Raw genomic sequence first — 13,392 nt, forward strand, 5'->3', positions numbered from 1 at the left:
CTCAGGACCACTCGCAACGATTTACGAAGGATGTCTAGGAATGACCACTGGAAAGGAACAAAAGTGCCTGAAATGCTTCAAATGGTACAAATGCTCGTTGATCGAGCTGCCGATTCAGTAGCGCTAACTTTGTTGTAGAGGTCACTTCAAGTCATCTGGATCCACAGCTGGGAACCCCGACATTAGCCTTTTTTCTAACTTACTGAATATGCACTTTAGCCAGGGTGAGGCCACCCTAGAAATTGAGTTCAATGAGCAACCCATCGTGAGCACTCTATAAGGTAAAGCTATGGAACTAGCGACGACGCTAAAAGGTGAGACCATTCAGAACCGGGTGCGGGAAATCGGTATCAATCCGAACTACTGGTACCCTGTTGCTTGGGCCGACCAACTCAAGCCGAATCAGGTTTTGCCAGTGACGCTGTGGCAGCAGTCAATCGCCATCTATCGCGATAACAACGGCCAAGTTCACGCTTTAGAAAACGCCTGTCCCCACAAAGGGGTGGAACTCCACAAGGGGCAAGTGCAAGGAAATCGACTGGTCTGCCCTTATCACGGCTGGGAGTTTAATCCGGCGGGTGAGTGCGTCAACATTCCCTACTTTCCGCCAGAGCAAAAGTTGCCCTGCGCTAACGCCCGCAGCTACCCCAGCGAAGAACGCTACGGCATCGTCTGGGTGTTTCCGGGTGAGGCTGGTTTGGCAACCCTGCGGCAAATTCCAGAAGTGCCTGAATATGCAGAACCCAACTGCTTAATGATCCCGATTACCGGTATTTTCAAAGCCCATTTTTCGATCAGCAACGAAAACACAATGGACGTGTTTCACGGTTTTTTGCACAAGAACCTGCAAGGCTGGTTTGATCCAGCGCTACTGAAGCTGCAACAAACCGATGATTCGGTGCAGGCGAACTACCGCGTCTCCTATCAAGGGTTTCTCACCAAATTTTTGGGCTTGAGTACCGGAGATGATGGCATCACTACGCGGACGGTTTCAATTCACTATCAATACCCCCACTACCACAGCACGATGGAGGGCGTTTCCTCGCTTTACCTGATGCGCCTGCCCGTTGGCCCGAATGAAACTCGCTCGTTTAGCCTGCTGTTTTTGCCCAATATCCGCATGCCGAAGTGGCTGCAAAGTGTGGTGAAACCGGTGCTGGTGCCTTTGGTGCGTCGCTTCCTGTTCATGCGCTTTCTAGAACAAGACGTGGAGATGATGGAAAGCGAACAGCGGATCTTTCGGCAGAATCCACAGCGGCGCTATGTAGAAGTCAATCCGGCAATTTTGGCGCTACAGCGCGTTCTGGTCCGGCAATATGAACAATTTGTGCAACAATCTAGTCAACTGGAGCATCGCCATCCAGAACCGTCTGACCCTACTCAGACCGAAGCAGAAATTCTAGTCTCGCTATCCTCTGAGCCAGCGTCAGAAAGCCCAGTGTGGTAAATGCAGGGCAATTCGTTAAGCGCGATACTGCGCGTTAAATGTGACTGTGGCTCAACTGGACCAGTCTGAGTTTTACGGTTCATCAACTTATGGCAAAGTGATAAGTAATTTTTTATCTATGCCATATTCGTGCCAACGGTCGCTAGAAGATGGGTTCAATGCCAATACCACTGGGATTTCCATGCTGTACACCGTTGAATCAAGTCTGGGTTTTCAGCCTAGAACGTCTACTACTGAACCAGCGGCCATATGCGACCAAACTAAGGTGAGGGGAGTATAAACTGTGCAAGTCGTTAAAGAATATATCCAGCGTATCGATCAGCTTGGGCTATTGCCTGACGAATATATTTGCCATCGCAAGCAAGGAAATATCGTTGAGATTGAAGAGGCAGAGACCGGACGGCGACGCACAGTGCTGACTTTCTGTACAAATGACGTTTTAGGACTAGTACAAAATCAAGCTGTCCAGCAAGCGGCCATTGATTCAATCGTGAACTATGGCACTTCGAATAGCTCAACTTCAGCACTGAGCGGTCGCATTGATCTGCATCGGCAATTGGAAGACACAATTTCAGAATTCAAGCATTTGCCCTATACGCAACTGTTCCTGAATGCTTGGATGGCAATGCAGGCTCTGGTAGATGCCTTCTGCCATTTGGCCATCCCGGCTCCTGGATTTCAACATACGCGAGAAACGCTGATTCTCACCGATGTATTGAATCATGGCTGTATTGTCTCGGCGCTGGCTCATGCCGATACCCGTTCTGGCAAGCTGTTTGGTCACAGTCCGCGGGTACGAGTGCGAGCTTACCGCCACTGCGATATGGAAGACTTTGCCCGCCGATTAAAGCGGTTTGCCCGACCTGATGACCGGATTTTGGTTGTGTCGGATGCGGTCTTTTCGATGGATGGCGATATTGCGCCTCTGCCCGACATGATCAACATTATGTCCAACTACGAAGGCAGCGTGCTGCTGATGGATGAAGCCCATGCTAGTGGCGCGATTGGTGCCACCGGACGCGGCATTTACGAGCACTTCGGCATTACTCCCCAGTACGCGATTGAGCGGGGCGTGTCTCCGCTAATCATGACTACCTTCTCCAAGTTTGCTGCCTCTGCCGGTGCAGCGATTAGTAGCCATGTCAAAGAGCTGAAGCCGTTGCTGGATGTATCGCCAACTTCGATTGGTACGGTCTCCTTGGCCCCACCGCTCACAGCCGCTGCCTTAGAGAGCATTCGTCAGGTGATGCAGCATCCAGAGCTGGTGCAGCGTTTGCAGGAAAACACGCGCTATCTGCGTGCCCGTTTGATTGAGCATGAGTTCATGCCAATCGGGGAAACTAACGTCGTACCAGTGATTCTGCCGTCCGATATCAATCCGAAGCACTTTGCCCGCAAGCTCATGGGCGAGCACGGCATTTGGGTGTCACCGATTTGGTTTATTGCCAAGCCCCGGTTACGGATTACGGCCAATGCCCTCCATACTCGTGAAGAGATTGATCGCTTGGTGACCGCAATGTCGGCAGTACGGGACACCCTGTGCAAAACCACGATTAGTGCCTAGAGTTTGACCGGATTGCAGCACTCGTTCAACACCAGCCAACCTTAGACAAACATCCAAATCGGGCGCGAAGAGCTAGTTAATAAACTGGATCCTCGTACCCCCGATTTTTGGGTCTAGTTTTGGTCTGGATTTTCGTCTTACTGTAAGCCGGCTAATGATCTTATCTGTGCTGCAACTAAGTAGAACAACATAATTAAACGTAAAACCCAAAGAAGGTGTTGTCGCGCCCGGAGGGCGGCGACAGCACCTTGACCTGATCTTAGTTAAGTTGAATCACTTATTGCATTGACTATTTTTAACGAACGTCGATGCGACGGGAATGCGATGAAACGGTAAACATTCCGATTACGCAAAAGCAGATGAGCCAAAATCGGGCGGAATATCTTGCCAGCGGCCTTGCCCCACCGCTCGGATCGCTTCCTTCAGCTCAATGTTGCCGGTATACAGCGCCCGTCCCACAATTGCGCCTGTGACACCAATTGGCTCCAGCGTTAACAAATTCAGCAAATCTGTAACCGAGCTGACTCCACCGGAAGCAATCACTGGAATAGTGATAGCAGAGGCGAGTTCCCGTAACGCTTCTCGATTCGGTCCTTGTAGTGTGCCGTCTCGGTGGATATCGGTGTATATAATTGCGGCCACGCCCAACTCGGCCATCTGTTGGGCTAACTGAACAGCCTCTACTTCTGAAGTCTCCAACCAGCCCCGCGTTGCCACTTTACCATTACGAGCATCGATGCCCACCACGATTTGACTGGGAAATTCTTGACTCAGTTGCGCTACCAGATCGGGCTGCTCCACGGCAACGGTTCCTAAAATCACCCGCTGCACCCCCAGCTTCAACAGTTCAGCCACACTCTGCCGATCCCGCAAACCGCCGCCTACCTGCACCGGTACATCCACGGCTCGCACAATTGCCTCAATCGCCATTTGATTCATAGGCTGTCCGGCCTTGGCACCATCCAGATCCACCAAATGCAGGCAAGTTGCGCCCTGATCCACCCACTGCCGTGCTACTGCTACTGGATTGTCGTCAAATACTTCAGACTGCGCATAGTCTCCTTGATACAGCCGCACGCAGCGCCCTTCTAGCAAATCAATTGCCGGAATCACTTCCATGATCTATCCTCGCCCAGTTTGGTCAAGCGTTGATTCTAGCGTCTTAATGGGCTTGTCTTAAAGAGACGTCTTTAAGACAGTGGCGTGGATTCGTCTGCGAGTTGTCGAAGCGTTTCCAACGGTAACTCGGTTACTAGGGCAATTTGCTCTAAAGGCAAATTTTGCTGGATCAGCTTAAGCGCTACTTCCCGCATAGCCTCCGCCCGACCTTCCGCCCGACCTTCCTCTAGTCCTTCTTCCCGGATTTCCTGGTAAATTACTGATTCTCGCATTAGCTCACTCCTGAGAATTCTGCGAATCAAGTCTTTCTTCAATACTAGACCAGCCAAGATAGCCGTGGAAGCTGCTAAGTTACTCTTCACTCTCGGATCTTGGATCTCCTGAATTCGTTGTGCCGCTTGCCTCAAGACTGCTGACGAATCGTCGGTTTGGCAAAGTGCTGCGAAAGGTAGCAGGCCAGGAGTTTGCAAAAAGGACTCAGGATTCTGCTCCCAGAGGCGAATCACTTCAAACTCGTGGCGGGTTCTCGGCAAGACGAATGCCGTTTGCTGAACCAAGTCCGACTCAGTAGCGCTTAGATAAATCACAAATTGATGCATCGCCTTTTGGGGAAATCGTCGATACACGCGCAGGCGATAATCAATCATGCGAAAGGGAATTGACGCATCTGGCTGGGTTTGGAACTCCAAATGAAGCACCATGTCCTCAGCTTGCAGCAAGATTAGGGCATCGGCCCGGATTGGCTCTAGAGAAAGTTCGGCAGGACTCAGCTCGGTTAACGTCCTTGGTTGCCCGATTAGCCAAGCGGCAAAATCGGTTGAGAAGGTCTCTGCGAGAAATTTACAGACATTGTCGAACATTGGATTATCCTACAGCAGTCTTAAATGAGCTGTGACATTGGTGGGGAGCTAGGAGTCAGGAGTCAGGAGTCAGGAATCAGGAGATGGAAAACTAGCCTGAAATCTCCCCTGTTTAGCTCTAGGCAATCCGGTCTAATTCACCTACCCTCTAAAGAAGAGGCTCAGCCGCTTTTGTCAGTTGGTGTGTGTATGCAGACAGTTTCAGAAATTCACGAGTCTGATCGCTCCGCTAATTCTTTGATGCCCCCATCCGAAACTTACATGCTGGATGTGGGTGGCATGAAATGCGCGGGTTGCGTTAAAGCGGTTGAGAATCAACTTTTGCGGCAGCAGGGGGTGTTAGCAGCCACCGTCAATCTGGTGACCGAAGCGGCCTTAGTTGAGTGCGAGCCAGGTGTCGATCCCCTCACTTTGATTCAAAAACTGACAGACAGCGGCTTTCCCAGCAAATTGCGTTATGCCCAGAGCGAAGTAGACGAGGCAGAATCCCTCACCCCTGTTGAAAAACAGCAGCAAGAAACTCGGCGTCAGTTGCGTCAGGTGGTGATTGCGGCGCTGCTATTGTTAGCTTCTGCGATTGGTCATCTCGACCATCTCGGCTGGATTCGCGTTCCAGGCTTGAGCAACATCTGGCTGCACTGGGGGTTGGCAACTATAGCACTAATCGGCCCCGGACGCCCGATCCTAACCGACGGCTGGCGCGGCTTACGACATAACATGCCCAACATGAACACGCTGGTTGGCCTAGGTACGCTGACCGCCTATAGCGCCAGTTTAATCGCCTTGCTGTTTCCTGGTTTAGGCTGGGAGTGTTTCTTTGATGAGCCGGTAATGCTGGTTGGGTTTATTTTGCTGGGTCGCGCACTCGAACAGCATGCCAGAAGCCGAGCCACAGGTGCCTACCAATCCCTGTTAGCCCTCCAACCCTCGATAGCGCGACTGATTAGAGTTCCGAGCGAGTTAACAGCTGTCCCTCTGACCAATGCAGCAATTTTAGAGATTCCAGCGAGTCGCGTTAAGGTGGGCGAATGGTTGCAAGTGCTACCTGGAGACAAAATTCCGGTCGATGGAGAAGTGATGGCTGGCCAATCCACTGTGGACGAGTCGATGCTAACAGGCGAAGCCATGCCGGTGTTGAAGCAGGTCGGCGATTCTGTGACAGGCGGTAGCCTCAACCTATCGGGTGCAGTCACGATTAAGGCCACCCGCACCGGCAAGGACACCACGCTGGCGCAGATTATCAACTTGGTGGAAACGGCCCAAACCCGAAAAGCCCCGATTCAAGGACTGGCCGATATAATTGCGGGTTACTTCACCTATGGCGTCATGGCTTTGGCGCTTCTAACCTTCCTGTTCTGGTATTTCATTGGCATTCCCCTCTGGTCAGACCAAATCGCTGCCCACGTTCATTTGATGGGAAGCGCCCACGCCCTGATGCCCACCCACCTACCCGCTCACCCATCCACCCCTGCGCCCCTGCTGCTCAGCCTCAAGCTTGCTATTGCCGTTTTGGTGATTGCCTGTCCCTGTGCGCTGGGCTTAGCCACGCCGACGGCCATTTTAGTTGGGTCGAGTCTGGGCGCAGAGCGGGGGCTGCTGATTCGTGGTGGGGATGTGCTGGAGAAAGTACATCAGCTGCAAACAGTAGTATTCGATAAGACAGGTACCCTGACCCTAGGTCAACCCAGCGTCACTGATCTTCTTCCCCTCAGCCAAGATTGGTCAGCCCAAACGCTGCTTCAGATCGCGGCGACTGCCGAACGGGGCACTCAACATCCGCTAGCAATTGCAGTTCAACAGGCAGCTACCAAACAAAATCTGCCAGAGCTAGCAGCTCAGTCCTGCCATACCGAGCCAGGATATGGCATTTTCGCTCTAGTAGACAACAAGCCAGTGCTGCTGGGTACCCAAGCCTGGTTAGAACAGCATGCGATTCCGATGAGTCCAGAGGCGGCCTCTACCGCTCAGTCTCTGGCTGTAGCTGGCAAGACTCCTATCTATGTCAGTGTCGAGGGCCAGCTGATTGGCCTGATTGCCGTCCAGGACTGTCTGCGGCCTGATGCCAAAGACGCAATAGCCCAGTTGCGTCAGATGGGATTGCAAGTGTTTATGCTAACCGGCGATCAGCCGACTGTCGCGGCGTCAATTGGCCAGGCGCTTGGACTATCGGATGCAGAAATTTTTGCTGACGTGCGTCCAGGACAGAAAGCAGTGATTGTTCGACAGCTTCAAGCCGCCAAGGCTCTCCCACCCCAACTGCCAAACTCAAAACCCCCATTCTTCCGCCGCAAACGTCAAACTCCCCTAGTCGCCATGATTGGGGATGGTATCAACGACGCTCCCGCCTTGGCGCAGGCCGATATCGGCATTGCTATGAATTCGGGGACTGATGTGGCAATCGAAACTGCAGAGATTATTTTGATGCGCGATCAGCTCAGCGATGTCGTTGAAGCCATTCGCCTCAGTCGCGCCACGTTTGAGAAAATTCGCCAAAACCTGTTTTGGGCCTTCATTTACAATGCGTTGGGCATCCCGATTGCCGCTGGCTTGCTCCTGCCTTTCTGGGGGATTGCGCTGAGTCCAGCTACGGCAGGTGCACTCATGGCATTTAGTTCTGTCAGTGTTGTGACGAATTCCTTACTATTGCGGCGTCGCTTCGCGGCCTAGGTCTTTCAGCATTCACCTTTTCAGCATTAACCCCAGATTGCAGAATGGCCTTGACTTTAAGCTCAGCAGTTGTACGGTCATCACAGCCATTCACAGCGGCTAAAACGTTGTAGACACTTGCTCAACTCGACAGCAGCTTCGCCTGGGCGTCATCTTGCCGCGACTGTCTGATTGGGCGTTGTTGATGTTTAGAAAATTGCATTCGCGAGGCAGGAGTTTCTGTTCCAGCTCTCGCCATTTGCGCTGGCTGCTCCGGTTGTTTTATATGGTGAGCGGTTTAGGCGCTTGGCTGAGGCAATTTTCATTAGTTGTGCAGTGGAGTAAATCAAGGCAACTTTCGTTTTTCTGAGTGAATTATGACAATCAACTTGCTGACTGATGTCCCCGGTGTCACTCCCTCTCATACTCTGCTAACGCAAACGCTTGTTGTAATTGATCCTACTGTTGCGTCTTCTTCTAGCTTAGCTGCTGGTGTTCTCGCCGATGCATCCGCTATCGTGCTCAACCCGAACGAGGATGGCATGCTTCAAATTACAGAAGCACTGCAAGCCCGACCTTGGATTACCGATCTGCACATCCTCTCCCACGGCGCTCCTGGAGTACTCTACCTGGGCAATACCCAACTCAGCTTGGAAACGCTGGATCGCTATGCTCAGCTATTGCAAACCTGGTTTGCTAATCCTGAGTCCACGCTGATTCTCTATGGCTGCCAGGTTGCCACAGGCGATGCCGGAGAAGAGTTTTTGGCGCGACTTTACACGCTCACAAAGGCTAATATTGCCGCCTCTACCAGTTTGACAGGTAGCGCAAGTTTGGGTGGTAATTGGCGTTTTGAAGCTCGCCTGGGCAATCCAAATCTGTTTCTGCCCTTTGAACCTGCCGTTCTAGCTGACTATAACGGGGTATTTAAGAAAATTGTCTGGTCCAAAGGTGTTGGCAACAGCTTGGACAGCGAAGGCAATTTCTACCTCACCGGCAGCTTTGACACCGGAACTACCCTGAGCGCAGGCAGCACGGAGATTTTTGTTACCAAACTGAATGGCAATGGCAAACCGCTTTGGAACAAAAGTTTCGTTGTAACTGGGGCTAAGCTATTCGACTGCCTCGCCTTGGACGGGGCAGATAACCCCTATCTCATCGGCAGCTTCAATACCAGCATTAGTTTTGGCAACATCACCCTCACCAGCAGCGGTAGCGATGACATTTTCGTAGCAAGATTCGACAAAGCAGGGAACGTAATCTGGGCTAAGAATTTTGGCAGTAGCGGCTCAGATTCGGCTAGCCGTCTCACAGCCGACCGTGAAGGTAATCTTTATCTGACGGGAAGTTTCAGCAACAGTATTAGCTTTGGCAGCACCACCCTCACCAGCGCAGGCAGCGAGGACATCTTTGTCACCAAACTAGACAGCACGGGCAATGTGGTCTGGGCCAAAAACTTTGGCGGCAGTAGTGCGGATTTTGCCAGCAGCACCCATATCGACAGTACCGGCAATCTTTATCTGGTGGGGAGTTTCAGCAACAGCATTAGCTTTGGCAACACCACCCTCACCAGCGCAGGCAGCGAGGATATCTTTGTCACCAAACTAGACAGCACGGGCAATGTAGTCTGGGCCAAAAACTTTGGCGGTAGTGGAGCTGACAAGGCAAATACGGTGCTGGACAAAGCCGGTAATCTTTACCTTACCGGCAGTTTCAGCAACAGCATTAGCTTCGGCAGCACCACCCTGACTAGCACCGGCGAGACGGATGCCTTCATCACCAAGCTGGACAGCACAGGTAATGTGGTCTGGGCCAAAAACTTTGGCGGCATCAGTGCTGAGGTTGTAGATCGCATCTTGGTAGATCAGAGTGGCAATCTGTTTGTGATTGGTAGTTTCAGTAACAGCATCAGCTTTGGCAGTACCACTCTCACCAGCACTGGCAGCGAAAACACCTTTGTCACCAAGGTCGATAGCACCGGCAACGTGGTTTGGGCCAAAAGCTTTGGTAGCGCGAATTATCAATATGCTCGCAACTTCAGCTTGGATCGCAGCGGCAATTTGTTTTTGATTGGTAATTTCAATGGCCTCACGGCTACCAGCATCGATTACAGCAATTTGTTTATTACCAAACTGGACGGCAGCAGCGGCACCACTATTTGGGACAAAACCTTCAACAGCTTCAGCAATAGCCAAGAACTCGCTTTTCTGGGCGTGGGCATTGCCGTTCAGGCCATCAACTTCCGGGGTGGCAAAGGCAAAATTGGGATCAAGTTCAAGGGCACCGCAGAATCTGAGATTGTAGAAGGCAGCCCGTTCCGCGATGTATTGCGAGGCGACGATGGGGATGATCGCATCTCTCCTGGATACGGCAAAGCCTGCTTTGGTAACGACCGGTTGTTTGGTGGCAACGGCGACGATTGGCTAAACGGTGGCAACCACAATGACTGGCTAGAAGGCGAAGCCGGAGACGACGAACTGCTGGGCGGCAATGGTCGCGATCAGCTCTTGGGTGGTGACGATGACGACAAATTAATCGGCGGCAACGGAGCTGATATCCTAGTGGGCGGTGCTGGCAAAGACACCCTCACCGGCGGCAGAGGCGTCGATATGTTCGTCTGCGATGCTCTCACCAAAGATGTGGATGTGATCACCGACTTCAAAGCCCAAAATGATTTGCTCGACCTGCGCGGCATCTTTAAGCAGCAAGCGTTTAGCGCTGAGTTCAGCTTCGTGCAATATCAGCGGTTCATTAAACTGGAGCAGGTTGGCACTGGCGTTGCCGTCAAGATCGATGCCGATGGAAATGGTACCGGTACCCGTTTCAGCACACTCGTCACGTTAAACACAGTCTCGGTGAGTGAGCTAAGTATGAGCAATTTTGTGCTGAGATAAGGCCAGGTTTTTATAACCTCATGGCATAAAAAGCAAAGGGGTGCGACAACCGCACCCCTTTTTGTTTTGCCCTTTTGCTATGCCTCTGTTGCGACTACCATAGGGCTGGTACCGGGCCTTCTCGGCGGGGAGCTGCCTCGGTTTCGGTCCGGGGAGAATCCGCGGGCGGAGGAGCCACGGGCGGACGGCCAAAGCTGGGGAAGGGAGGAGGCGCAGGTACAGGTTCTTCCGTAATCACTAGCGGTGTGGTCAGGATAGAGCCGGTATAGGGATTGGGCAAATCGGGCGTCCGCAAAACGGGACCGCTAGAGGTCTGCTGCTCCAAAACATCCCGATACAAGCGATTCACCGCACGACCATCCTGAGAAATGGAATTATCTACAAAGTTGGGAACGCCGAAAATCAGGCGAAATTGTTGCCAGATGCCGCGATTATCAAAGAAATTTCCTGTATGGCTGTAGAAGGCGCGGTTAAATGCCTGGGGAATAGTGGGTAGTGGTCGCACCTCACGATCACGGCGATAGTGATGATCACGCGACTCAGCCATCAGCGTTTCTTCTGAGCTGCGGTCAGAAAAACCAGTCGTCTGGGATGGCTTTGCTGCTACGCTTTCGGCCAACAATGCGGCTCCTGCCGTTACCAAGGTAGTTCCCAGGAGTCCCCATAGCACTGTTTTGTTACCTGTTTTTTTACCCATTGCTTCTGCCCTCACAAGCCTTTGCTGCAATTTGAACTGAATCTGACTAAACTAGATCCGCAACGCGGAAGCGACACTGTGGTAAATCCCTATATTCTTTACTCTGCCTTTGCCAAGCCTGATAACTCCAGCCATAAATCTAAATTACTGAATATTCTCTCAAGCCCTAATTAATCATAAACTCTAGGATAAGAATTCGTACATAAAAATCTGGGACAGCCAAAACCTAGAACAGCTAAAACCTGGGACAGCCCAATTCGATAACAGCCGCTAACCACTCGACAGTTCAGCGCGATCGCGTGATTGCTATAGTGACTGTTGACTAAAACTTAGAACTTTTCAACTTTCATGCAGTTTTCTATTTCCATTCCCCAAGCGGACCTATCCACCCTACGCCAGTGGCTACTCGATTTGTTTTGCCAGGTTGCCTACAAAGAAGGAGATTTTACGCTTTCGTCTGGCCAGCGCAGTACCTATTACATCAACGGCAAACAGGTGACGCTTCATCCTCAAGGAGGAGCTGCCGTTGGGCGTATTCTGCTGTCGATGTTACCGGCAGAAACTGTAGCCGTTGCCGGTCTCACCCTAGGCGCTGACCCAATTGTCACAGCGACGAGCGTGGTTGCAGTCTATGAGGGCCGTTCGATCACGCCGCTAATTGTGCGCAAGGAAGCCAAGGGACACGGTACGCAAGCCTATATCGAAGGACCGGTTTTGCCGCCCTCCAGCCCGGTGGTGGTGCTGGAGGATGTGGTGACAACCGGACAATCGGCCCTTAAAGCCGTCGAGCGGTTACAGCAGGCGGGCTATGAAATCATGCAGATTATTGCTTTGGTGGACCGGCATCAAGGCGGAGCAGAACTTTATCAACAGCACCATTTGCCGTTTGCCAGTGTGTTTTCGATTCGAGATATCCAGGCTCGCTGGGCGGAGTTGAATCAATGATTGAAGGAAATAGGACCAAGCCTCAAGTGCGAATCGGTGAATCAATCATGCCAATTAAATCTGCGAACTTTCGCCGCCTGACCTCTCGAGAATCTGATGACCTTGTGATCTTGATCTGGTGATCTGTGATCTTGATCTGATGATCTAAAGTGGGCAAGCTAGCTGTAACCAGTACTCATACCATTTCCCTTTAATCGGGCTACAGATTACAGCATTCGATGGGTTGCGGTATGCAGCTTCCGTAATTCAAAACTCAAAACTCAAAACTTAAAACTAAGAATTGGTATCAGGTGGTCCAATGGTTCGCCTAGCGTGGGTATGACATCCTTTTTTGAACAATCTGAGCAGTTTGAACAAACACCAGCTAAGCGGCCAGTCCCGTCTTCCCCTGTTACGTCGGTAGATAGTATTCTGGCCCAACTGCCATCACCGGCTAAAGCCTGGGTCGAGAGTTTATCCTGGCAGCAACGACGCTATGTGCTTTCACTTTGCCATCTGATGTGCGCGGCTCCTCCTGAAGTGCAGGCAGAGTTTCTCGATGAATATACGGCAGATGGTCTGGTTTCTAAAAAGCTGGAGGATCAGGAAACTCGACAGCGAGTCGGCCAGTACCTGAAGGAGTTTCAAATTGAAACCGATTTAACCGAAGCGGGGCTGAGAGCCTACATTCGGCAGTTCTATCTCCACTCGGCTCAGGATATGCGCCGCCAGCCAGATCTTTATTTGCAGTCTGCTCTGCGGCTGGTGTTTAGCACCGAGGAGCGCAACAATGTCTTTAACTATATCCTGGGGGTTGAGTTACTCAAAATGATGTTTTGCATGAGCTGGTTTCAGCATGAGAAGCTGTATCGATTGCAGCGAAACCAGGATGAATTCATCAATCAATACATCAAACCGATCCAATATGCCCATCGGATTAACGGCATTATTGTTCCGAAAGATGAGGACCGCTTCTTTGCCCGACGGGATTACTTTGTGCAAAAGCCCAAGCTTTCGCGTACTAAATTAACCGCGCTGGTGATGGCCACCTTTACCACCGAAGTGGCATCCAACTTTGGCTTTACAATTATTCGGCACCCCAATTCCCTGTGCTTTGATTACGACTACATTTTTCAAGACAATGAGCTTGAAATAACCGGTTTGCAGCCATAGCGAGCATGAAGCCGCAAGACAGCCAGCGAGACAAAACAAGAGAGAAAAGAACCAATCGGGTGCGATAC

The 13,392-nt window shown here is 51.5% G+C and carries 9 protein-coding genes; 6 read left to right on the forward strand and 3 right to left on the reverse strand.

Annotation, left to right across the window (positions count from 1 at the left end; genetic code table 11):
* Window positions 1-289 precede the first annotated feature (289 nt).
* On the forward strand, window positions 290-1,447 hold the full coding sequence (locus HJG54_RS13300; RefSeq protein WP_316435472.1) for an aromatic ring-hydroxylating oxygenase subunit alpha: 1,158 nt from the start codon (window positions 290-292) through the stop codon (window positions 1,445-1,447).
* Window positions 1,448-1,730: 283 nt separating this feature from the next.
* Window positions 1,731-3,011 carry an aminotransferase class I/II-fold pyridoxal phosphate-dependent enzyme gene (locus HJG54_RS13305; RefSeq protein WP_316435473.1) on the forward strand — a complete coding sequence of 427 codons (1,281 nt, stop codon included), beginning with the start codon at window positions 1,731-1,733 and terminating at the stop codon, window positions 3,009-3,011.
* Window positions 3,012-3,356: 345 nt separating this feature from the next.
* Here the strand turns inward: HJG54_RS13305 and hisA are convergent, their stop codons facing one another.
* Window positions 3,357-4,130, reverse strand: coding sequence for a 1-(5-phosphoribosyl)-5-[(5-phosphoribosylamino)methylideneamino]imidazole-4-carboxamide isomerase (hisA, locus tag HJG54_RS13310; RefSeq protein WP_316435475.1), 774 nt, complete (start codon window positions 4,128-4,130; stop codon window positions 3,357-3,359).
* A 71-nt stretch (window positions 4,131-4,201) separates the two neighbouring features.
* Window positions 4,202-4,990 carry an Rpn family recombination-promoting nuclease/putative transposase gene (locus tag HJG54_RS13315; protein ID WP_316435476.1) on the reverse strand — a complete coding sequence of 263 codons (789 nt, stop codon included), beginning with the start codon at window positions 4,988-4,990 and terminating at the stop codon, window positions 4,202-4,204.
* A 189-nt stretch (window positions 4,991-5,179) separates the two neighbouring features.
* On the opposite strand from HJG54_RS13315, the gene HJG54_RS13320 reads away from it, so the two are divergent.
* Together HJG54_RS13320 and HJG54_RS13325 are read left to right on the forward strand one after the other, a co-directional pair.
* Complete coding sequence (locus tag HJG54_RS13320; RefSeq protein WP_316435477.1) at window positions 5,180-7,657, forward strand: heavy metal translocating P-type ATPase; 2,478 nt, start codon at window positions 5,180-5,182, stop codon at window positions 7,655-7,657.
* A gap of 356 nt (window positions 7,658-8,013) precedes the next feature.
* A complete protein-coding gene (locus HJG54_RS13325; protein WP_316435478.1) occupies window positions 8,014-10,530 on the forward strand; it encodes a DUF4347 domain-containing protein in 2,517 nt (838 codons plus the stop codon).
* A 94-nt stretch (window positions 10,531-10,624) separates the two neighbouring features.
* On the opposite strand, the gene HJG54_RS13330 is transcribed toward HJG54_RS13325, so the two are convergent.
* Window positions 10,625-11,227, reverse strand: a complete 603-nt coding sequence (locus HJG54_RS13330) for a hypothetical protein (protein WP_316435479.1) — start codon at window positions 11,225-11,227, stop codon at window positions 10,625-10,627.
* 348 nt (window positions 11,228-11,575) lie between these two features.
* Between HJG54_RS13330 and pyrE the strand changes: the two genes are divergently transcribed.
* Window positions 11,576-12,172: an orotate phosphoribosyltransferase gene (gene pyrE, locus HJG54_RS13335; RefSeq protein ID WP_316435480.1), complete on the forward strand. Its 597-nt coding sequence runs from the start codon at window positions 11,576-11,578 to the stop codon at window positions 12,170-12,172.
* A 318-nt stretch (window positions 12,173-12,490) separates the two neighbouring features.
* Complete coding sequence (locus tag HJG54_RS13340; RefSeq protein WP_316435482.1) at window positions 12,491-13,324, forward strand: cobyrinic acid a,c-diamide synthase; 834 nt, start codon at window positions 12,491-12,493, stop codon at window positions 13,322-13,324.
* Window positions 13,325-13,392 lie beyond the last annotated feature (68 nt).

It is taken from the genome of Leptolyngbya sp. NK1-12, from assembly GCF_032598965.1.
Classification (GTDB): Bacteria; Cyanobacteriota; Cyanobacteriia; order Elainellales; family Elainellaceae; genus Elainella.

What these genes read in the sequence shown, in the direction of transcription:
- HJG54_RS13300 (WP_316435472.1), top strand. Translation starts at nt 290, where the DNA reads ATGGAACTAGCGACGACGCTAAAAGGTGAGACCATTCAGAACCGGGTG.
- hisA (WP_316435475.1), bottom strand. Translation starts at nt 4,130, where the DNA reads ATGGAAGTGATTCCGGCAATTGATTTGCTAGAAGGGCGCTGCGTGCGG.
- HJG54_RS13315 (WP_316435476.1), bottom strand. Translation starts at nt 4,990, where the DNA reads ATGTTCGACAATGTCTGTAAATTTCTCGCAGAGACCTTCTCAACCGAT.
- HJG54_RS13320 (WP_316435477.1), top strand. Translation starts at nt 5,180, where the DNA reads ATGCAGACAGTTTCAGAAATTCACGAGTCTGATCGCTCCGCTAATTCT.
- HJG54_RS13325 (WP_316435478.1), top strand. Translation starts at nt 8,014, where the DNA reads ATGACAATCAACTTGCTGACTGATGTCCCCGGTGTCACTCCCTCTCAT.
- HJG54_RS13330 (WP_316435479.1), bottom strand. Translation starts at nt 11,227, where the DNA reads ATGGGTAAAAAAACAGGTAACAAAACAGTGCTATGGGGACTCCTGGGA.
- pyrE (WP_316435480.1), top strand. Translation starts at nt 11,576, where the DNA reads ATGCAGTTTTCTATTTCCATTCCCCAAGCGGACCTATCCACCCTACGC.
- HJG54_RS13340 (WP_316435482.1), top strand. Translation starts at nt 12,491, where the DNA reads ATGACATCCTTTTTTGAACAATCTGAGCAGTTTGAACAAACACCAGCT.